The following is a 20,410-nucleotide window of genomic DNA, read 5'->3' as shown; positions in this document are numbered from 1 at the left end:
AAAAAAAGAAGCAGTGTGCCCAATGGGACAGCTGCTTCTTTTTTTATGCATTTCTCGTTCGATAAAGTAAATAAATGAAATATGGAGCACCGATGCTCGCCGTAAAGACACCGGCTGGTATTTCCAACGGGGAGAATAACGTGCGTCCAATCAAATCCGCTATCATGACGAGGATGCCGCCAAGCAAAGCTGATGCGGGCAACAGCACACCAAAACTAGAACCCACCAACCTTCTAGCCATATGGGGTGCCATTAATCCGACAAAGCCTATTCCTCCAGCAAAAGCCGTCGCACCGCCAATCAAAGCCGTACTGATCATCAATAATATGAACCGCTGTTTTTGAACCTGCCCGCCAAGCCCCGTCGCCAGGTCATCGCCGAGCTCCTGTAAATTTATATTTCTCGCATACAGAAAGGCAATCAATAAAAACAGAAACGTCCATGGAGCCAGTATGGAAATATCATTCCATGTAGAGGTGGACACGGATCCCGTAATCCAGAGGTTGGCCTGGCTCGCAAGATAGACCGGGCCGAGAATCATCATCATCGTCGTGAGCGCCTTCATTAAGGCCATTACCCCGATCCCGATCAATACGAGCCTTATCGGGGGAACTCCATTTTTCCAAGCCAAGGAGTAGACGAGGATCGCCACGATTGTCGCACCGATGAAGGCTGCTAGCGGCAGCCAATTGATGCTCACCGTTAAAGAATGATTCTTGTCGCTAAAAATCGCCATGAATCCAACGACCGCCACAGTCGCCCCTCCTGTTATTCCAAGGATATCGGGCGAGGCAAGCGGATTTCTGATCATCCCCTGAAGAATTCCTCCCGCTACGGCAAGTCCCATCCCTGCCAAAAGGGCAAGGATTATTCTAGGCAGGCGAAAGGACTGGATGATTAGGCGATCGCCATCCGTTCCCCCTCCGAATAAAACCTGCAGGACATTCCATGGATGAATATTCATTTCGCCCAATCCAGTGCTGATTATAAAGACAGAGAAAGTGACCAAAAATAAGATGAAAACGACGATCATCGCTTTTTTATCGATTAAGAATGATAGTTTTTCATTAAATAAACGAAAGCTTTTATATGACTTCATCGGCTGCTGAACCCCTTTCTAGCTATGTAAATAAAGAATGGGGTGCCAATTATCGCCGTCATGACTCCTACTGGAACTTCTCGCGGCATCAGGATATACCTGGATATGATATCGGCAGCTATTAAAAGCACCGCCCCGAGAAGTCCGGAAAACGGAACCAGCCAGCGATGATCGGTTCCTACTATATAACGGGTAAGATGTGGAACGACAATTCCTATGAATCCTATCGGTCCAGCCACCGCCACTGATCCGCCGGCGAGCAGGATGATTGCCAGCCCCAGTACCAATTTTAGGATAACGACATTCAGTCCGAGACCTTTTGCCACATCTTCACCCATGGATAACACATTCATTTTCCCGGAAACGATCAAGGCCAGTCCCCATCCAGCGAGAAGGTAAGGAAGGACCGAAATTAAATTATCGAGACTCCTGCCGGAAACCGATCCGGCAAGCCAGAACAATACTTGATCCAACAGGGCCTCATTGGAAACTAGAAGACCTTGCGTCAGTGAAGCTACCATGGCGGACATCGCTGCCCCAGCCAAAGTCAGCTTCATGGGTGTCATGCCGCCCCGTCCCATGCTTCCTATCATATATATACTTGTTGCCGCGATTGCGGCACCGATGAATGATAACCAAGTGAATATTTGAAGATTGCTTATCCCAAGGATGGTGATACCAGTGACTACCGCCAATCCCGCACCGGCGTTGACTCCGAAAATATCCGGAGAAGCAAGCGGGTTTTTAGTCAGTGTTTGCATCAGCACACCTGAAATAGCTAAACTTGCACCAATTGCCGAAGCGATCAGGGCTCGTGGGAGTCTGACCGATTGGATTACGATATGTTCGTTCGACCCATCGAAATGGGTGAAAGCATCAATGGCCATTTGCCATGTAGTATTCGTATAACCGTATACAATGCTCGAGCACACTAAAAAAAGCAGCAAAAGAATGGTAATGAATAGCCCCATCCATTTCTGCCATGTATTTTTCAATAACATATCCTGTTACCTTTCCATTCATGTTTATACTATTATATTCAATTGTACGGTCGGCAACGGAAATATGTCAACGATTTTGATAATCATTTTCAATTATATATTGACAGAAAAGTATATTCATTTTATGATGAGGCTGTTAAGTGCGAATGATTATCATTTGCTTATAATCGGGAGGGATACATAAATGTTCAGGATTAAGTCATTATTCACCATTTTTACTATATTTGCAGTCTTCCTGCTTGCTGCTTGCGGCAATACGGATGATAAAGCCTCAGAAAATAAAGAGGATGACAAAAAAGAGGATACAAGCTATACAATCGAGCATGCCATGGGTAAGACTGAATTGAAAAAAGCACCAAAACGAGTGGTCGTACTAACGAATGAAGGTACTGAGGCATTAATCGCTTTAGGAATTAAACCTGTTGGTGCCGTACAATCTTGGCTGGGAGACCCTTGGTATGACCATATTAAAGACGATATGGATGGAGTCGAAGTTGTTGGTGTGGAACATGAAGTGAACTTAGAGAAAATCGCATCATTAAAGCCTGACCTGATTATCGGCAGCAAGATTCGCCAAGAAGCGATTTATGATAAGTTAAGTGCAATCGCCCCTACCGTCTTTTCGGAAACGCTTAGAGGGGATTGGAAGGAAAACTTTAAGCTTTATGCTAAAGCAGTAGACAAAGAAGAAAAAGGGAACGACGTAATTGCTCAATTCGATAAACACACTGAAGATCTTAAAGCTAAATTGGGTGACAAGGTAAATCAAGAAGTTTCCATCGTCCGTTTCATGGCTGGAACTACACGCATTTATTATACTGATTCATTCTCTGGAGTGATTTTTGATCAATTAGGCTTCAAACGTGCAGAACAACAGAAGGAACTGTTCACTGCTGATAATAAACTTGGCAACCTTGCGATCGAGGTAGGCAAAGAGGTCATTCCTAAAATGGACGGAGATATCCTTTTCTACTTCACTTACGCTCCTGAAGGAGACAAACAAGCTCTTAGCACTGCAAAAGAGTGGACAAACGATCCGCTTTGGAAAAACCTTGATGCAGTCAAAAAAGGAAATGCGCACGAAGTCAGTGACGCAACATGGAATACAGCCGGTGGAGTCATTGCCGCTAATAAAATGTTGGACGATCTAGAAAAAATCATGCTAGAAAAGTAAGGATTACGATCCAGCAAAACTAGCTAAAAAAGCACCCTATAGAATAGACATTTTGAAAAGTCTATCCTGTAGGGTGCTTTTGTTTATGATAAGAAATGCAGATAGACTTCCGATTCCTCATAGTTTAGAGGTTTATATTTAGACCGCTTCTTTCCACTACAGGCGCTCGCTTTCCGCGGGCGGTCCGTGAGCCTCCTCGGCTTTCAGCCAGCGGGGTCTCACGTAGACGCGCATTTCCCGCAGGAGTCTCGCACACCCGCTCCATTCCACTCAGACTTAACATTTAGTAAGAACTCCTTTACCCACAGTTTTGCAGGGTTGTACATCTACTAAACCTGTTCACTTAGTATTCATTTGAAGAAGATGAGGCTGGAAATCCAAGTGAATTTATTGATCAAAAGAGTTTAGTGGTAGTGACTCTTTAATGTAATTGAATGTATGATTAAATTTATATATCTGACTCAAAATATAGGTTCAACTTTAATTTCAGCTTTTAGCAATTTTTTTCATTATTAATATCTTAAGCAGAAATAAAAGACCCTTTCGCATTATACGAAAGGGTCTTTCTTTATAAAAGTTTTAGCAAGGCGGCAACCCTGATCTCTGGTAACTACCCATAAGTTTCGAACTGGGCAGCGCGTGGGGACCTTTCCCACCTCAAAAACCTTTACTTTATAGTATTATCGCAAGCCGTTTATACTCTTTTTTCAACTTTTATATTTTTCATTCGAGAAAATATTTAACTGTACCCGATTCGTTTTACCGCTTTAGCCATTAACCTGCTTGGCCACTTTCCTTCAGTTGATCGTCAACGAACAGGATGCCCAATTCATAATGCTCACCGTCAAATAATGCTCTTTGCACGAAACGGATTTGTTCATTATTATCGATGACCTCAAGCTTGCAATGGGCCCGGTTGATTTGGAGCGCCCTGTATAGCTCTTCTTCTTCCCTGACGATGACACCGTTGATTTTCGAAATGACCTCGCCTTTGACCAATCCCATTTTATCAGCAGGGGAATGAGGGATAACGCCTAAGATCTGGACGCCCAGCTTGCTTTTTGAAAAATAAAAAGGCAGCTTTTGATCCATTGCCCTTTGGGAATGATGCAGGAATTCACGGCCAAGGATTGCCAGTATGGCCGTCAGGATTGCGATTGTCGGATACCAGTAGCCGACAATCGCCAATGCGGTAATCATGAGTCCTAATGCTCCGACTTTTTTTCCATATGCCCTGATTGCCTGCTCCGGGAGCGTGCCATGCAATTTTTGCTTGAAGCCGATTAAAAACGGCAGCACGATTGGCGATATGGCTATATCCCCAATTGAAAAAACCGGATACCAGTCAATAGGAGCTGGAAGTTGTCCTCCCGGTATCATGACGAACATCGGGATTAACCAGAGCTTTTGCGAAACGTAAGCACCTATTGGCTGTCCCCTCTTGGACAACTGCAGCTGCGGGGAGACCTTTTTACTTCCGTTGCTAACAATTAAAAATCCTTCAGCAATCAGCAAGAGCCCTATCAAGATAACAAGCGTCGGGTAGATGGAACGATCCAGCTGATTCAATGCAGTCTGCAAAATCGGGAGCTTGAACTCACTATCGTATAAAAAGAAAAGGATGAAAAAGGTGATTCCGACTGTATATACAGGAGAAACGATCCTCTTGTTCATCGTCAATACAGCCAGGATCGTTACAACGGCCATGATGTACATCGCTGCCAAAGGAATGGTCATTCCCGAGACCAACGTTAGGCATGAAAGGATCAACCCCCATATCAGTCCATGAAGTAACGATGAACGCAGCTCCATTGAAGCCCTGTAAACCTTCGTATTAAAATCATGGCGTTCCCGTTTTACACGAAGATAGCCGATGAATAAACAATATGCAATCGAAATATAAAGCAAAGGATGAAGGAATAGCTTTCCTAATCCTATCATGCATGCTATCAGCCAGTCCGTTGTCAATTTCTTTCCACCATCCTCAAAGGGTAATTAATCGTATGTAAAATTCGTTCTTGTCAGTTACCTCCTATTCTATCAAAAATGTACCCTTCCTGCCTATCAAGATGAAGAAAAAGTAAACTACTCTTTTCATGTTATGTCCGAACAGAGAAAAGGCACCGCTTCAGGGAAGCGGCACCTTCTTTTGTCAGTTCACCAAATAATTCAAAGCTGTTCGCAGCTGAATATCATTATCTTCATCTTGGATTTTTTCCAGTATGGCGGTTTCCAAATGTGCTGCGGTTTTCGCATCCAGCTTCCCTGTCACTTTCAGGCGATATTGTTTTTGGAATGCTTTGACCGCAATTTCCGTATTCCAATCATAATAGCCATCCTCGCGTCCCGTTTCAAATCCAAGTCCCTTCAGAATGCTTTGGGCATACTGGATTTGTTCATCGTTCATGTCACGCTTCAGGACCCCTTCAACCGCAAGCTGATGGGCATTAAAGAAGTCTGGCTGCTTCACTTTGATCGTCGGTTCGATTCCTTTTTTGTGAATCCAATTCCCTGAAGGCGTCAGCCACTTATACAAGGTAAGTTTTATTTTACTGCCATCGCCCATCGGCACGGCCTGCTGCACTGTTCCTTTACCGAAAGTCTTCTCCCCGATCAATGGATAGCCTCCAGCCTCCTGCATCGCTCCAGCTAGAATTTCCGAGGCTGAGGCGCTCCCTTTATCCGTCAAGACTGCGATGGGGTAATTTTTCGCTTTCTTAAGGCTTGTAAAAAACGATTGTGTTTCTCCAGTCCTTTCAGCTATTTGCATAAATGGTTTTTCCTTTGTGATAAACTCGCCAAGAATCGTTTCCACACTGGAAAGCAGACCGCCTGGATTGCCGCGTACATCTATGACCAAGCCTTTAATATCTTCATTTTCCAGCTTCTTCATCTGTTTTTTGAAATCTGCCGCTGTATTTTCCGAGAAAGTAGTTAACTCGATGTAGCCAATCTGTTCCCCGGCCACTTCTTTAACGGATGAAAATACGGTATCCAATGGAATTTCGGCACGCACCATATTGAACTCAAGTGGATTGGAAACCCCCGCTCGCTTTATTTCCATTTTGACGGGAGAGCCTTTTTCGCCACGAATTTTCAGGCGAGTTTCATAGAGATCCAAGCCCTCCACACTCTCTCCATTCACCTTCAGGATTTGATCTTTCGGCTTCAACCCCGCCTGTTCGGCAGGTGAATCCTTGTAAGGAGAGACGATTATGACCTTGCCGTCTTCCATGCCAATCTCAGTCCCGATTCCTTCGAAAGAGGAATCCAACGTTTCATTGAATTGCTTGGCGGTCTCCTTGTCCATATATACGGAATAAGGATCTTTCAAAGCTGATAGCATGCCTTGGATTGCACCTTCCACCAAGCGGGAACCATCCACCTGTTCGACATACTCACTAACGATCAAGCCATAAGCTTGCTCCACCTTTGCCCATTCCTTATCCTTGGATATGGCTGGGCTTTCATGAGTTGTTTCATTTTTATCAGGGAAGCTTGTCCAATAGATCCCCCCCACGGCTCCAATGGCTATTGATATGATGATTACTAGCGGCAGTACCCATTTTTTGACCATATTTATCCCCATTTCTGACCTGATATGTATTCCACTATATGTGGAGCTGGACAAGAATATGCACTGAGGAACTTGTCGATGACCATAAAAAAACAGACCTGGAATATTTCCAGGTCTGTTTTACCGCATTAAAACTGGGTATTAATTAGGTATATAGTTTAATGGATTGACTGCATTTGACTTGCTATAATTCCATGCACCTTTATGTAGCTCAAAGTGTAAATGCTGACCGTACGAATGGCCAGTGTTACCCATGATGCCAATTTGTTGACCTTTGGCAACCACAGCGCCCTCGCTTACTTGTCTAGAGCTTAAATGTGCATAAACCGTAGTCCACTGTTGCCCGCCTAATGAATGGGTAACAAAAATGGCGTTACCGTAAGTACTGGAGAAGTAAGAACGGCTTACGACCCCGTCTGCTGCCGCTACTATTGGAACCGTTCCACTTGCAGCAATATCAATGCCGGCATGCTGTTTATTCCAACGTTCACCCATTGTAGAAGATACATATCCTGCACTTGGTCTAGTGAATGTACCCGAAGATACAGCAGGCGCTTCATTTACATTGGACGAAGATTGGGGAGCTGGTGATGCACTCCTGCTTTTTGAACTAGATTCCGAAGAAGCAGATGGCTGCTTCGATGCTGACGCTTCGGATGCAGCTTGTGCTGCTTGTTCCGCTTCCTGCTCTGCACGTTGTTTCGCTTCAGCAGCCGCTTTTTTACGTGCTGCTTCCAATTCTGCAAGTCGTTGATTTTCTAGGCTGATGGCCGTTTTGATGGCTTTTTCTTGAGATGCCAAATTCGCTTTTTCTTCCTCTAGGCCCATCTTCTCATGTTCATGTTTTTCAGTTTGTTCCTTTAATTTCTTGACTAATGCATCTTTTTCTTGTTTCTGTTGTTTTTGTTGTTCTTGAATTTCCAATAGTTCAGCTTTTGCCACTTCTAAACTAGCAAGCTTCGTTTCAACGGCATTTTGCTTTTCTTCCAGATCTTTTTTATCAAGCTCATGCTGCTTTAAAATATCACGGTCGGCTTCAGCAATTGTCGCTACAGCTCCGACACGGTCAACTAAATCTCCAAAACTGGATGATCCGAATAATACTTCAAGGTAGTTTACGTCCCCACCAGTCTCCTGGAAAGAAAGCGCCCTTTCCTTCAATACTTCATTACGTTTGGCGATCCGCTCTTTCAATACTTTAATTTCTTCTTTCAATGCTTCAATTTCTTTTTTCGTTTGTGAAATTTCAGCATTTTTAGCATCGATTTTTTGGGTGGACTCTTCAATTTTCGCTTCAATCGCAGCGATTTGTTCTTCTGCAGTCAATTGCTTATCCTGAAGGTTATCGATTTTCTTCTCCGCCTCAGAAATATTCGATTCAACACCTGAACGTTTTTCCTGAATCGAGTTCTTCTGCTTTTCCAAATCCGAAATGGACTCAGCATGAACGGATGGTACTGCCAGAAGGCTTCCCAACCCAATCATGATGGAAGCGTTCATGGCAATGATATTCTTTTTCAACGTTTCATTTCCCCTTTCAATCCCGTCACATCTATTGCCCTGCAACGTCTCTCTATCTTTTCTAGCTTCTTTTCCAGTAAAAGGAGCCTTTTATACTTTCAAGAATTTCCTGACGGACATCAAGCTGCCCCAGATCCCGATAACCGCACCTAAGACGATGAGGATTGCCGAAACTTGATAAATAAATGGGCTTGCAGGCAGAAGCTCTATGAACTTGAACGTTATCTGCGGTGCTGCATATTTATAAAGATTGTAGTAGAGTACGGAAATCAGACCGATCGGCACGATCGAACCGAGGATTCCCAACCAAAGTCCTTCGAGGAAGAATGGCCAGCGGATGAATGTATTCGTTGCTCCTACCAATCTCATGATCTCGATTTCTTTTCTTCTAGCTACAATGGTGATTTTAATTGTATTCGAAATAAGGAACATTGCCGTGAATAGTAAACCAACGATAAGGACGATCCCTATGTTTCTCGCAATATTCACGAAGCTGAATAGCTTCTCGACGTAGCCCTGTCCATATTTAACGCTTTGAATATAATCAAAGCCCTCTATCTCTTTTGCCACCTTGATGACATCTTGCGGAGATTTCGTTTTGATGATATAAACGTCCCTTAAAGGGTTGTCCTGTTCAAATGGCTTAAAAGCATCACCATTATCACCTAAATCATCTATTAAATTCGTGAGTTCTTCATCTTTTGGTGAGAAAATGACCGATTGAATGCCGTTCATTTCCGTGATTTTTTTGCCAATTCCCTTTATATCGTCTTTGTTCGCTGCATTATCAATATGTGCTCGAACTTCGACATCTTTCTCCACGTTTCCCGCGATATGATTTAAATTCATCATCAGTACTAAAAATACGCCAACCAATGTTAGAGTGACCGTTACTGCACTAACTGAAGCAAATGTCATCCATCCATTACGGCCAATATTTTTAAAACTTTCACGGAAGTGACGGAGCAATGTTCTAAATTTCATATCCGTAATCACCTCTATGTTCATCGCGAACGATTTTTCCACTTTCAATGGCAATGACACGTCGCTTGATATTGTTGACGATGTCCCTATTATGAGTGGCCATGACCACTGTCGTTCCGCGTTTATTGATTTCTTCAAATATGTTCATGATTTCCCAAGATGTTTCAGGATCAAGATTCCCTGTAGGCTCATCGGCTATGACGACCTTGGGATCATTGACGATCGACCGGGCAATCGCAACCCTTTGCTGTTCTCCACCAGATAACTCGGACGGCAGCATTCTGGCTTTATGTTTAATGCCAACCAAATCAAGGACTTCCATGACCCTCTTTTTGATTTCTTCCGGTTCCTTTTCGATGACTTCCATGGCAAAAGCCACATTTTCATATGCTGTGAATGTTTGAAGGAGTTTGAAATCCTGGAATACCATACCGATATTGCGGCGGAATAGAGGAACTTTAGAATTGCGGATACTTGGCAGGCTAAGTCCATTGACCAAGATATTACCACTAGTCGGCTTTTCTTCCCTATACATCATTTTGATGAAGGTCGATTTTCCGGCTCCGCTGGGACCTACTACATATACGAACTCGCCTGGCTTTATTTTTACGTTGAGCCCATTAATGGCAATTACACCATTTGGGTATGTCTTTTTCACATCTATCATCTCTATCATACTAAAACCACCTAATTTGCTTGTATTATCACTATGTAATTACAGCTTTTTCGACAATTTCCACTGAATTCTGACAGGAATCGCTCTTACTTGAGCACAGACACATTATAACATCAAATTTTGTCAAATTAAGCATTAATAATATTACAGTTTCATTTCAGTTAGACATATATCAACATCTGCGTAATATATACGGAATTGAATGTTTGTTAAGGAATTAAATGTGAGAGGCTTCCGGGATTTTACATACTAAAAACGCCCTGCTGATGCAGAACGTTCCTATGGTCGATTATTTATTTATGTTTACTCAGCCATTCAGCGACCATGCTCGCTTCTTTGCCTTGGAGGATTCCCTTCGGCATTGCACCTTGCCCATTTGCAATGACCTTTTCGATGTCAGCCTTCGTCAGCTTCGCGCCGACCTTCGTTAAATTTGGTCCAACGCCACCCTCGAGATTCACAGCATGACAGCTTGAGCATTTGTTTTCATAAATCTTGGCGGCATCACCGGCACCTGCCGTGGTCGTTTCTCCACTTTCACTTGCTGGCTTATCTGATGCATCATCATTCCCACCACATGCAGCCAAAACCAATGAAGTACCCAAAACTAAGGCTACCCATTTCATTCTCATTTATTTTACCCCCCTCTCCCTATTACCAATACAAGAACATTATACCAATATCACTCCAGTTTAAAACCCTCGCCCAATACCTCCGAAGCGTCCGTGACGATCACAAACGCTTTAGGGTCAACGAGTTTCACCAATTGTTTCAATTTGGTGAATTCAGACTGATCTATTACACACATCATGATTGGGCGGGTGTCATCCGTATATCCCCCATAACCGGATATCCCCGTTACCCCACGGTCTAGCTCATGTATGATAGCATCCCTTACATTCCGTTCATTATTCGTGATGATCAGTGCCATCTTGGATCGATTTAGTCCGACTTGGACAAGATCGATCGTCTTGCTTGTCACATATAAGGCAATCAACGCATAAAGCCCTTTTTCAATATCGAAGACAATCGCGGCACTTAACACGATGATGCCATCGATAACGGCGACACAGGTCCCTAATGACAGATGCGTATATTTATGGAAAATCTGCGCTGCTAGATCGGTTCCTCCTGTGCTCCCCTTCCCGCGAAAGACAAGGCCCAATCCAAGACCGACCATAATCCCCCCGCAAATGGAGCCAAGCAGGGCATCATTCGTCCAGGGCGCCCAGTTTTTTGTCAAGAATACCACTAGTGGCAAGAACAAGGTCCCTATCAAGCTTTTGGCACCAAAATGCCTTCCAAGGATGATAAGTCCGGCCATGAATAAAGGAATATTGAACCCCCATAACACATAAGCTGGCTCCCAGCCGAGAGTGGACTTGAGTATCGTACTGATGCCGCTGACCCCGCCAGAAGCAACTTGATTCGGCAGTAAAAAAACATTAAAACCGATGGCAATTATGGCCGAACCGACAATCACCAAACCATATTCGATTAACTTTTGCATGAAAGGGGGCTTCGGCTCCCTGTATCTTTTTCTCATTCTTTATTGTCTCCTCAAACGATCATTCATTATTATCTAGTATTGGCCGAACATAGTATGACATCCCTTTTCATATCCTGTAAAAATCAGCCAGATAGCATGTTATAAAGGAACAGCGGACGCCATCATGAAAATTTCACAAAAAAAGCCGGACCATAGAAACGGGTCCGGCCGTCATATCTTATAATTTTGAACGGAGGTACGCATCGATGAACATATCTATATCTCCATCCATGACCGACCCCAAGTTTCCGGTCTCCGCACTGGTACGGTGATCTTTAACCATGGAATACGGATGGAAAACATAGGAACGAATTTGGCTTCCCCAGCCTATTTCCTTTTGCTCACCGCGAATTTCATCCAAATCCGCTTGTTGCTGTTCAATTTCACGTTGATATAGTTTGGCTTTCAGCATGTTCATCGCTTGGGCCTTGTTTTTAATTTGCGATCTCTCATTTTGGCACGTCACTACCGTATTGGTAGGTAAATGGGTAATACGGACAGCCGAATCGGTCGTATTGATATGCTGACCACCAGCACCGCTTGCCCTGTACGTATCAACCTTCAGATCTTCCGTACGTATCTCGATATTGATCGTCTCATCGAATTCCGGCATGACTTCACAGGAAACGAATGACGTATGGCGTCGCCCCGATGAATCAAACGGAGAAATACGAACAAGACGGTGAACGCCTTTTTCCGCTTTCAAATATCCGTAGGCGTTATGGCCTTTGAAAAGCAGTGTAACACTTTTGATTCCAGCTTCATCACCTGGAAGGTAATCAAGGGTTTCCACTTTAAAGCCTCTTTTTTCACCCCATCTTGTATACATGCGCAGCAGCATCGACCCCCAATCTTGGGACTCCGTTCCGCCAGCACCAGGATGCAGTTCAAGAATGGCATTTTTTGAATCGTATTCTTCGCTTAATAACAGCTGCAATTCGAATTCATTCATCTTTTGTGAAAGAATCGTGATTTCTTCTTCAAGCTCTGCCAAAAGTTCTGCATCATTTTCTTCTTTCACTAGTTCATACGTCAGGTCCAGATTTTCGTATGATTCGTTCAAATCAGACAGCTGGTTGACTTGTTCTTTCAATGCATTCGTTTCATTGATGACAGTCTGCGCTTTTTGCTGATCATTCCAAAAATCAGGGTGTGTCATCTCATTTTCAAGCTGAGCGATCCGTGCCTCTTTTTCATCTAAGTCAAAGAGACCCCCTAAAGTCCGTTAATCGTTGCGCTGTCCGTTCAAGTTCATTTCTTATTTCTGCTAATTCCATTTCCTTCACCTCATTAAGTATGTTAAAAAAATCCCTACAAAGGGATTCGCCTCAGTACCATTATTCCTCTTCAAACTATATGCAAATATACAACTTTATGCAAACGAAACATGAAAAGAGGCGGCAAGTTCCTGACTTAACCGTCCCTTATTCATTATACACCTAATATTAGCCTACACTGCCATGGCAATTCTTATATTTTTTACCGCTGCCGCAAGGACAAAGCGCATTTCTCCCAACGTCTTCCTTTTTACGGGACGGGGCCTTTTTCACTTTGCCTCCATCTTCTTCCTTCGGGTTTACCGCTTGTCCTTTTATGACTTCCGTCCGCTCTAAATTATTGCGGATTTCAGCTTTCATGATGTATTTAGCGACTTCGTCCTCCATGGAGGCTATCATCGCCTCAAACATGGCAAAGCCCTCTGATTGATATTCGCGCAGCGGATCGATTTGTCCATAAGCACGAAGGTGAATCCCTTGGCGCAATTGCTCCATCGCATCGATATGATCCATCCATTTACTGTCGACCGCACGTAGAACGATGACCTTTTCGAATTCACGCATTTGCTCTTCAGATAGCTCTTCTTCTTTTTCGTCATAGTCATCTTTCACCTTGGCTAAAATGAATTCAACCAATTCCGCTTCATCTTTTCCTTCTAAATCAGCTACGGTGATCGATCCCTCATCGAATAAGTTGCCGTTCAAGTAATCGACAAGGCCCTGCAGGTTCCAGCCTTCCTCATCACCCATCGGTGCAAATGCTGGCACATTGCGCTGGATGGAGGCCGCTATCATCGTTTCGACGATTTCACGTAGATTTTCACTTTCCATCACATCGAAACGTTGCTTATAGATAATTTCCCGTTGTTGGCGAAGAACATCATCATATTGCAGTAATTGCTTACGTGAATCGAAGTTATTGCCTTCGACTCGTTTCTGCGCAGATTCAACGGCACGAGTCACCATCTTGCTTTGGATTGGCTGGGAATCATCCATACCGAGACGTGCCATCATGTTTTTCATATTATCGGAGCCGAAACGGCGCATCAATTCATCTTCCATTGATAAATAAAATTGTGTGACCCCTGGATCTCCTTGACGGCCCGAACGACCACGCAACTGATTATCGATACGCCTGCTTTCATGGCGCTCCGTACCGATGACAGCAAGTCCGCCTAGGTCCTTGACACCTTCTCCAAGCTTGATATCCGTACCACGCCCAGCCATGTTCGTAGCGATCGTAACGGAACCTTGATTACCAGCATTGGCAATGATATCAGCTTCACGCTCATGATTCTTCGCATTCAAGACATCGTGAGGTATCCCCTTTTTAGATAAATAAGCTGAAATGACTTCCGACGTTTCAATAGCAACCGTTCCGACTAGCACAGGCTGACCCAATGCATACCTTTCGGCGATGTCTTCAACAACTGCCCGGAATTTACCATCAGTTGACGCATAAATTAGATCGGCCCTGTCATCCCTAATGATGTTCCTGTTTGTCGGGATCGCAATGACATTCATATTGTAGATATTGCGGAATTCCTCTTCTTCCGTTTTGGCTGTACCAGTCATGCCGGAAAGTTTTTCGTACATCCGGAAGTAATTCTGGAACGTGATCGTCGCAAGCGTCATGCTTTCATTCTGAATTTCAAGACCCTCTTTCGCTTCAATCGCCTGATGGAGGCCTTCACTGTAACGACGCCCTTTCATCAACCGGCCGGTGAATTGATCAACGATGACGATCTCGCCTTCCTGAACGACATAATCCACATCTAAATGCATGGAAACATGTGCCTTCAATGCCTGGTTGATATGATGGTTCAAAGTAACGTGGCTAATATCAAACAAGTTATCGATATTGAACGCTTTTTCGGCACGGTTCATGCCATCCTCGGTTAGCTGTACACCTTTTGTCTTTTCATCATACGTATAATCCTTTTCTTTTTGCAGCGTTCTGACAAACGCATTGGCCTGGATATAAAGCTGGGCCGATTTTTGTGCAGAACCGGAGATGATCAACGGCGTTCTGGCCTCATCAATTAAAATCGAATCGACTTCATCGATGACAGCAAAATGCAAAGGCCGCTGGACCATTTGTTCTTTATATAACACCATATTGTCACGCAAGTAATCAAAGCCTAACTCATTATTCGTGCTATACGTAACATCGGCATTATACGCCTCTTGTTTTTCATCCTTTGAATGGCTGTTCAGGTTCAGTCCGACGGACAAACCAAGGAAGTCAAACAAAACACCCATCTCGGAAGCATCACGGTGGGCCAAATATTCATTGACTGTAACGACATGTACACCTTTACCAGTAAGCGCGTTTAAATAAACCGGCATCGTGGATGTTAATGTTTTACCTTCCCCTGTTTTCATCTCTGAGATATTCCCATCATGAAGCGATGCCCCACCCATGATTTGAACACGGTAAGGATATAAACCAAGAGCACGTTTCGCTCCTTCACGGGCGACCGCAAAAGCCTCTACGAGCAAATCATCGACGGTTTCCCCGTTTTGGTAGCGCTCTTTAAACTCCCCCGTTTTGGCACGCAGCTGTTCGTCCGATAATGCGGCCGTCCCATCAGCCAGCGCCTCGACTTGATCAGCGATCTTTTCCAGACGTTTAATTTCTCGCTTATTCGGATCAAAAACTTTATTCAATATATTAAGCATTCAATAACGCTCCTCTATTATGGTAGTGATCATCCATTGACAAATTTCATATAAATAAGAAGAAATGCACTTCTATTATTCCCAATCTACGCTTAATTTTACCACTTCTATCCTAGAGGTACAACTTCATGTCACTTGATCCGAATTCAATTCTTGCGAAAAACAATGGATAAATGAGGAGGAAAACTGTTAAAATAGGAGGAAGTATAAATAATATATGGAAACTCCCCACCATTCCAAATGCAAATGTGGATAATCCTTACCCTTCCATCACTTAATTATTCTGCCTAAGCCGTAGCGATAGCTGTCAAGGTATATCAACCTTACGGGCTTCATGTTTGAATTTTTTAAGGTGGGCTACTAAACATTAAAAGTAGAAGATAAATAGAACATGTTTCGAGGTGGTATTATGATTGGTGAACGCGTAAAAAAACTGCGGGAAGAAAAGAAAATGTCAATGACCGAACTTGCCGATAAAGCCGGGGTGGCAAAGTCTTACTTAAGTTCGCTAGAGCGTAACTTACAAACGAACCCTTCCATTCAATTTCTAGAAAAAATCTCCGTCGTACTTAACATCCCTGTTGATGCCCTCCTATACGATGCACCAAACAAGGAAACCTTGGATAATGACTGGATGAGAATCGTAGAGGAAGCTATGAATTCGGGCGTTTCGAAACAACAATTCAGGGAATTCATCGAGTTTAATAAATGGAGAAAAGATAAAGAAGAGTAGAGGTTAATTAACCTGACCCTACATAATCCTGACCTAAACAGCTTGAATGAGCTATACATACTGAAATCTACTTGGGAATAATTAGCCCTATAAACACCCGCTGTTTATAGGGTTGTTTTGTAATTAGCTTCCATCTCTCTCCTCTAATGGAACCTCAAGGCATTTTCGTTCAAAAAAAGCACTAATTTCCTCTTTTTTAAAACCCAAGTTCCGTGCTTCTGAAATTAACTCGACCCATTCCTGATCCATTTCCATTTTAACCACCCTCATCTATACCTCCTAAAATACCTTTGTATTTCAGGCAGACCAGCCATCTTAGTCTAGCGGACCTTAGACCTGTGCCTTTGCGCCCTTATCTTTCAATAAGTTTGCCTTTGTCGTGGTACCTATTACCAAATACATTGCTTATAAACATATTATACCGGATACTTGCACCATATATTGTTATATTATGTCGCTAAACTAGCAAAAAGCAAAAAATTTTATCCGACAAAATATTACAATATTAAGAAAATTCAGCATAAACTTTAAGTGTTTTTTGCATACCTATCATTTACTTCTTTTTATGAAACGGTATATATCGCTCTTCTTATTCTGTTGATGAAGCCCATTAACTCTCTCCATCACTAGCGGATCCAAGGCTTTTTGCACAGTCAGGTCATCACCGCAGGTTGGGCAAAGCCACTCCCCATATTCTGCACTGCTAAAAGAAGCCCGTCGGCATTTATGGCAATTCTTCTGATACAAACTATCAACCCCTCTGCACCTCGCTTCAGTTGTTCTTTAAAAAATAACATAACGTTCTATTTAAAGAACGAACAACTTAAGTATAGTACAAAAGAAAGATTCCTTAACATGGGCATAACTAACTATTTATCTTAATAAAGAACAATATACGTTCTATAAATGAAACAATAGACATATTGCATGATGAAGTGAACGCTGGACTTCGCCATTTTCCCGTGAAGAAAAGCTCTATCAATCTAACACGACGCCAAAAAGCACAACCCAATGACTGGGCTGTGCTTTAGTTGATAGATTCAGATTTAGCTAGGTTCGATCAAGCCGTAACGTCCATCTTTACGACGGTATACGACGTTCGTTGTGTTCGTATCTGCATTCGTGTAAACGAAGAAGCTGTGACCAAGCATATTCATTTGCAAAATCGCTTCTTCACTGTCCATCGGCTTTAAATCAAAGCGCTTGTTGCGGACCACTTCAACATCATTCTCTTCTTCGAATTCATCGACCACTTCGTCAACGTCCGTATTGAAGGCAAATGCTTCAGGAGTCGTTGATAAATTGTTTCTGAATTTACGATTGACCTTCGTTTTATGTTTACGAATTTGGCGTTCAAGCTTATCATTGATCAAGTCAATGGCAGCATACATATCCGCATTTTCCTCTTCAGCACGAAGAACCAAATTCTGCATAGGAATCGTCACTTCGACCTTGGATGTATTATTGTTCACTTTCAAATTAACTAACACATTTGCATCTGGTGTATTGTTAAAATATCGTTCTAACTTGCCAATTTTCTTTTCGACGTATTCTCGAATTGCTGGAGTTACCTCAATGTTTTCACCGCGTACGTTGTAATTCATAAAGTGAGTCCTCCTTAAAATAAGACTATAACAGTTAGATTCTACAATACCCCTCCGGTTCCCTTTAGAAACACATCATGAAATATGTCGAAATTTTAAAACAATTGTCGGAAGGTTTTAAAGGGTTGATGTCTACCCTGACTTCATTATAACAAATGCCTAGCCATAAGGAAAAAATAAAGGCTAAAATATTTACAGAAAATTTAAATATTTTTAACATAAAAACCGTTTGGAATCCAAACGGTTGGGTAATCAGTTTCTTTTATCATAGAACATGCCATCGATTGATAGACTTTCATAAGGGTTCATATATTTATTGGATGATTTTTTCTTTTTGTTTATTTCCAGGATGTCCCGCTGTATTTCTTGCTTTTGAAGCTTCAGCAAGCTATCGATCTGTTGATTGAGCACCATCGTTCTGCGTCCTAGCTGCTGCTCTGCATCAGTAAAGGGCGGCTTGATTTGTACTAAGATGTACTCCCGCCGCTCAATCAGCTCGGTGATGCTTTCTATCTTGTCCTGACGTTCTGCAAACGTCATATCCTCCAGAACGGCAAGTAATTCGGCAGTCAAGTCATGAAAGGCTTGAATCATTACACTTGCCCGCTTTGGCTGAATTGTTTTTTTCGATTGATTTGAATGACTTCCTTCCATGTATTACGGAAGTCAGTGACGAGTCCTTCCACCTCGTCCAAGGCAGCAACATCATTTTTCAAATTTGCCTCTATCAGGCGGCGATTCATGAAATCATACAAACTCATCATTTCCTTGGATACCACAAAGTCCATGTTCAGCGTCACCATCAATTCATGGATGATGTTTTGCGCCTTGATGATGTTCGTATTTTTCGCTTCGATATTCCCCGCTTCGATTGCCTTCCGCCCGAGCGTGATGAACTTCAGGCAGCCATTGTACAGCATTAATGTCAGCTCTCCCGGAGATGCTGTATTGACCGAATTTTGTTGATACGATTGATAAGGATTATTCATCGCCATATTTATCTTCCTTTCCGACTTACCTTAACTAAAATAAGAAGCTAACGATGCACTTTGGCTGTTCGCCTTTTGAATCGCTTTTTCCATCGCCGTGAACTGACTATAGTAGCGCGATTCCAATTTCGTTAACTTTGCTTCAAATGTTGAAATCCGGGTATCCAATCCATTAACCAGCTTCCCGATGGTAAACGAGTTATTAACAAATCCAGCCTTCCCGGCCTTTTCCGTAATAACCTTCATGGAAGATTGTATATCATCACGCAAACGGCGAGCCAGACCTTTGTCGCTTTTTTCCGAACCATCAGCCATGAACATATTATAAATCGCATTGGGATCCTCACTAATCACTGCTCTAAGCTTGTCCTCATCAATCGTTAATTTGCCGCCCTCCAAGTAATTCTTGGTCGTGGTAATGCCTAGGCTGCTAAGGTTGTTTTTTCCCGTGATTCCATCCACAGCGGTATACAAGGAAGACCGCATCGTGGTCAGAAGACTTTTTAATGTCGAATTACTTCTTAGCGTACCGCTCTTCGCTTTTTCTTCCCAAAGCTTCACTTCATCCTCTGTCATTGCCTTCTTTTGCTCGGCAGTCAGCGGAGTGAAGGAGCGATATTTTGCTTCACCTGTTTTATCCTGGACCTTTTTAATGATTTCGTTGTATTTGTTCACGAACTGCGTGACCGTGTCCAAAATGGCATCCACATCAGCCGTTGATGAGAAAGTCACGGTATCCATCGTTTTCTGCTTGACCGTTATTTCCGCTCCATTGATTTGGAACGTATTCGAAGGGCGGGAAATGTCCAGGCCATTATACGTAATCGATACATTTTCCCCTTTTGTTCCGCCAGCTTCTTCGTTGTTGCTGCTCAGTTTTAACGCAGCAAAAAAATCTCCGCTGCCGCCCAGTTTAATTTCAGGACCATCTTTTACATCACCGGTATTTTTAGCGGTAATCGAAAAGTTTTGCGAATTTTGATCAAAAAACAGCGTGACCCCAGAGTTTGCATTAATTTTATTGATGACACTCTCTAGCGTATCTTCGGCATTAAGCGTAAGTGTATACGGCTTAGGCGTTACTCCGTCATTATCTACCGTATCAAAGCCGCCCTCTTTATTAACCGCTAATATCGTAATCTCTTGAGGCGTCGTGAAGCCTAATTCCGACAGTTTCTTTTTCGCGTCAGTAACAGCCGTTTTTTCCGTACTAGACATGGTTGCTGCCTTGGCAAGACTGTTCACCTTAATATTCCCGGTAAAATCAGTAGTTGAATTTATATTTTTCACGGATATTGCATCTGGATTCGAAACCGATACCTTCTTTTTAATGAAAGAGGATATTTTCCCAATCCCATCTCGAATGAGCGTATCCAATTCCGATAAAGCTGTATTGATCGAGCGGTAATCATCGCGCTGCCATTCGGAGGACTGCTTTTTCTGTGTTAACTTATCCAAAGGCACCCGTTCCGCCTGCATCATGCTTTTAACTATATCATCTATATCCATTCCACTTGCTAAACCACTTACTCGTACCACCATTG

The 20,410-nt window shown here is 42.9% G+C and carries 19 protein-coding genes and 1 riboswitch; of the genes, 2 read left to right on the top strand and 17 right to left on the bottom strand.

Annotation, left to right across the window (positions count from 1 at the left end; all coding sequences use genetic code 11):
• Positions 1–43: 43 nt before the first annotated feature.
• Together ASU00_RS03250 and ASU00_RS03245 are read right to left on the bottom strand one after the other, a co-directional pair.
• The gene (locus tag ASU00_RS03250) at positions 44–1,099 is read right to left on the bottom strand and encodes a FecCD family ABC transporter permease (protein WP_057912006.1); all 1,056 of its coding nucleotides are present in this window, start codon (positions 1,097–1,099) and stop codon (positions 44–46) included.
• On the bottom strand, positions 1,096–2,100 hold the full coding sequence (locus ASU00_RS03245) for a FecCD family ABC transporter permease (RefSeq protein ID WP_057912005.1): 1,005 nt from the start codon (positions 2,098–2,100) through the stop codon (positions 1,096–1,098). The genes ASU00_RS03250 and ASU00_RS03245 overlap by 4 nt, the downstream gene beginning before the upstream one ends.
• A gap of 184 nt (positions 2,101–2,284) precedes the next feature.
• Here ASU00_RS03245 and ASU00_RS03240 point away from each other — a divergent pair, with 184 nt between their 5' ends.
• On the top strand, positions 2,285–3,274 hold the full coding sequence (locus tag ASU00_RS03240; RefSeq protein WP_057912004.1) for an ABC transporter substrate-binding protein: 990 nt from the start codon (positions 2,285–2,287) through the stop codon (positions 3,272–3,274).
• A gap of 774 nt (positions 3,275–4,048) precedes the next feature.
• Here the strand turns inward: ASU00_RS03240 and ASU00_RS03235 are convergent.
• The 9 genes from ASU00_RS03235 to secA all read right to left on the bottom strand — a co-directional run bounded on the left by ASU00_RS03235 (position 4,049) and on the right by secA (position 15,540).
• Positions 4,049–5,242: a PDZ domain-containing protein gene (locus ASU00_RS03235; protein ID WP_057912003.1), complete on the bottom strand. Its 1,194-nt coding sequence runs from the start codon at positions 5,240–5,242 to the stop codon at positions 4,049–4,051.
• 184 nt (positions 5,243–5,426) lie between these two features.
• Positions 5,427–6,851, bottom strand: coding sequence for a S41 family peptidase (locus ASU00_RS03230; RefSeq protein ID WP_057912002.1), 1,425 nt, complete (start codon positions 6,849–6,851; stop codon positions 5,427–5,429).
• 141 nt (positions 6,852–6,992) lie between these two features.
• Positions 6,993–8,372, bottom strand: coding sequence for a murein hydrolase activator EnvC family protein (locus ASU00_RS03225; RefSeq protein WP_057912001.1), 1,380 nt, complete (start codon positions 8,370–8,372; stop codon positions 6,993–6,995).
• Positions 8,373–8,462: 90 nt separating this feature from the next.
• Positions 8,463–9,356 carry a permease-like cell division protein FtsX gene (gene ftsX / locus ASU00_RS03220; protein ID WP_057912000.1) on the bottom strand — a complete coding sequence of 298 codons (894 nt, stop codon included), beginning with the start codon at positions 9,354–9,356 and terminating at the stop codon, positions 8,463–8,465.
• Positions 9,346–10,032, bottom strand: coding sequence for a cell division ATP-binding protein FtsE (ftsE, locus tag ASU00_RS03215; RefSeq protein WP_057911999.1), 687 nt, complete (start codon positions 10,030–10,032; stop codon positions 9,346–9,348). Before ftsE ends, ftsX begins: the two co-directional genes overlap by 11 nt.
• Positions 10,033–10,325: 293 nt before the next feature.
• Positions 10,326–10,664, bottom strand: a complete 339-nt coding sequence (gene cccB / locus ASU00_RS03210) for a cytochrome c551 (protein WP_057911998.1) — start codon at positions 10,662–10,664, stop codon at positions 10,326–10,328.
• Positions 10,665–10,714: 50 nt separating this feature from the next.
• Positions 10,715–11,578 carry a YitT family protein gene (locus tag ASU00_RS03205; protein WP_057911997.1) on the bottom strand — a complete coding sequence of 288 codons (864 nt, stop codon included), beginning with the start codon at positions 11,576–11,578 and terminating at the stop codon, positions 10,715–10,717.
• A 181-nt stretch (positions 11,579–11,759) separates the two neighbouring features.
• Positions 11,760–12,858, bottom strand: a protein-coding gene (gene prfB, locus ASU00_RS03200; RefSeq protein WP_236712575.1) for a peptide chain release factor 2 whose coding sequence is annotated in 2 segments (ribosomal slippage) — positions 11,760–12,794 and positions 12,796–12,858 — 1,098 coding nt in all. Because the reading frame shifts where the segments join, the coding sequence is not laid out codon by codon here.
• Positions 12,859–13,026: 168 nt separating this feature from the next.
• Complete coding sequence (gene secA / locus ASU00_RS03195; RefSeq protein WP_057911995.1) at positions 13,027–15,540, bottom strand: preprotein translocase subunit SecA; 2,514 nt, start codon at positions 15,538–15,540, stop codon at positions 13,027–13,029.
• A 409-nt stretch (positions 15,541–15,949) separates the two neighbouring features.
• Here secA and ASU00_RS03190 point away from each other — a divergent pair, with 409 nt between their 5' ends.
• Positions 15,950–16,273, top strand: coding sequence for a helix-turn-helix domain-containing protein (locus tag ASU00_RS03190; RefSeq protein WP_057911994.1), 324 nt, complete (start codon positions 15,950–15,952; stop codon positions 16,271–16,273).
• 123 nt (positions 16,274–16,396) lie between these two features.
• Here ASU00_RS03190 and ASU00_RS24310 read toward each other — a convergent pair whose 3' ends face one another.
• The 6 genes from ASU00_RS24310 to ASU00_RS03165 all read right to left on the bottom strand — a co-directional run bounded on the left by ASU00_RS24310 (position 16,397) and on the right by ASU00_RS03165 (position 20,408).
• Positions 16,397–16,543 (bottom strand): anti-repressor SinI family protein, encoded by a 147-nt coding sequence (locus ASU00_RS24310; RefSeq protein WP_082630128.1) that lies wholly within the window; start codon positions 16,541–16,543, stop codon positions 16,397–16,399.
• A gap of 27 nt (positions 16,544–16,570) precedes the next feature.
• Positions 16,571–16,656: riboswitch (cyclic di-GMP riboswitch) on the bottom strand.
• Between the two features lie 166 nt (positions 16,657–16,822).
• A complete protein-coding gene (locus ASU00_RS03185) occupies positions 16,823–17,020 on the bottom strand; it encodes a hypothetical protein (protein ID WP_057911993.1) in 198 nt (65 codons plus the stop codon).
• A gap of 299 nt (positions 17,021–17,319) precedes the next feature.
• On the bottom strand, positions 17,320–17,877 hold the full coding sequence (gene hpf, locus ASU00_RS03180) for a ribosome hibernation-promoting factor, HPF/YfiA family (protein ID WP_057911992.1): 558 nt from the start codon (positions 17,875–17,877) through the stop codon (positions 17,320–17,322).
• A gap of 252 nt (positions 17,878–18,129) precedes the next feature.
• A complete protein-coding gene (locus ASU00_RS03175) occupies positions 18,130–18,471 on the bottom strand; it encodes a flagellar protein (protein ID WP_057911991.1) in 342 nt (113 codons plus the stop codon).
• Positions 18,471–18,872: a flagellar export chaperone FliS gene (gene fliS, locus ASU00_RS03170; RefSeq protein WP_057911990.1), complete on the bottom strand. Its 402-nt coding sequence runs from the start codon at positions 18,870–18,872 to the stop codon at positions 18,471–18,473. The genes ASU00_RS03175 and fliS overlap by 1 nt, the downstream gene beginning before the upstream one ends.
• A 24-nt stretch (positions 18,873–18,896) precedes the next feature.
• Complete coding sequence (locus tag ASU00_RS03165; RefSeq protein WP_057911989.1) at positions 18,897–20,408, bottom strand: flagellar hook-associated protein 2; 1,512 nt, start codon at positions 20,406–20,408, stop codon at positions 18,897–18,899.
• Positions 20,409–20,410 lie beyond the last annotated feature (2 nt).

The sequence above is a fragment of the Peribacillus muralis genome (assembly GCF_001439925.1).
Taxonomy (GTDB): domain Bacteria; phylum Bacillota; class Bacilli; order Bacillales; family DSM-1321; genus Peribacillus; species Peribacillus muralis.
Note: the sequence above shows the minus strand (reverse complement) of the source record. Positions and strands in the feature narration are given on the sequence as shown.

Excerpts from the sequence above, each read along its gene's own strand:
- ftsX (WP_057912000.1), bottom strand. The coding sequence starts at position 9,356 with ATGAAATTTAGAACATTGCTCCGTCACTTCCGTGAAAGTTTTAAAAAT.
- secA (WP_057911995.1), bottom strand. The coding sequence starts at position 15,540 with ATGCTTAATATATTGAATAAAGTTTTTGATCCGAATAAGCGAGAAATT.
- ASU00_RS03190 (WP_057911994.1), top strand. The coding sequence starts at position 15,950 with ATGATTGGTGAACGCGTAAAAAAACTGCGGGAAGAAAAGAAAATGTCA.
- ftsE (WP_057911999.1), bottom strand. The coding sequence starts at position 10,032 with ATGATAGAGATGATAGATGTGAAAAAGACATACCCAAATGGTGTAATT.
- ASU00_RS03245 (WP_057912005.1), bottom strand. The coding sequence starts at position 2,100 with ATGTTATTGAAAAATACATGGCAGAAATGGATGGGGCTATTCATTACC.
- hpf (WP_057911992.1), bottom strand. The coding sequence starts at position 17,877 with ATGAATTACAACGTACGCGGTGAAAACATTGAGGTAACTCCAGCAATT.
- fliS (WP_057911990.1), bottom strand. The coding sequence starts at position 18,872 with ATGGCGATGAATAATCCTTATCAATCGTATCAACAAAATTCGGTCAAT.
- ASU00_RS24310 (WP_082630128.1), bottom strand. The coding sequence starts at position 16,543 with ATGAGGGTGGTTAAAATGGAAATGGATCAGGAATGGGTCGAGTTAATT.
- ASU00_RS03230 (WP_057912002.1), bottom strand. The coding sequence starts at position 6,851 with ATGGTCAAAAAATGGGTACTGCCGCTAGTAATCATCATATCAATAGCC.
- ASU00_RS03165 (WP_057911989.1), bottom strand. The coding sequence starts at position 20,408 with ATGGTGGTACGAGTAAGTGGTTTAGCAAGTGGAATGGATATAGATGAT.
- ASU00_RS03240 (WP_057912004.1), top strand. The coding sequence starts at position 2,285 with ATGTTCAGGATTAAGTCATTATTCACCATTTTTACTATATTTGCAGTC.
- ASU00_RS03250 (WP_057912006.1), bottom strand. The coding sequence starts at position 1,099 with ATGAAGTCATATAAAAGCTTTCGTTTATTTAATGAAAAACTATCATTC.
- cccB (WP_057911998.1), bottom strand. The coding sequence starts at position 10,664 with ATGAGAATGAAATGGGTAGCCTTAGTTTTGGGTACTTCATTGGTTTTG.
- ASU00_RS03175 (WP_057911991.1), bottom strand. The coding sequence starts at position 18,471 with ATGATTCAAGCCTTTCATGACTTGACTGCCGAATTACTTGCCGTTCTG.
- ASU00_RS03205 (WP_057911997.1), bottom strand. The coding sequence starts at position 11,578 with ATGAGAAAAAGATACAGGGAGCCGAAGCCCCCTTTCATGCAAAAGTTA.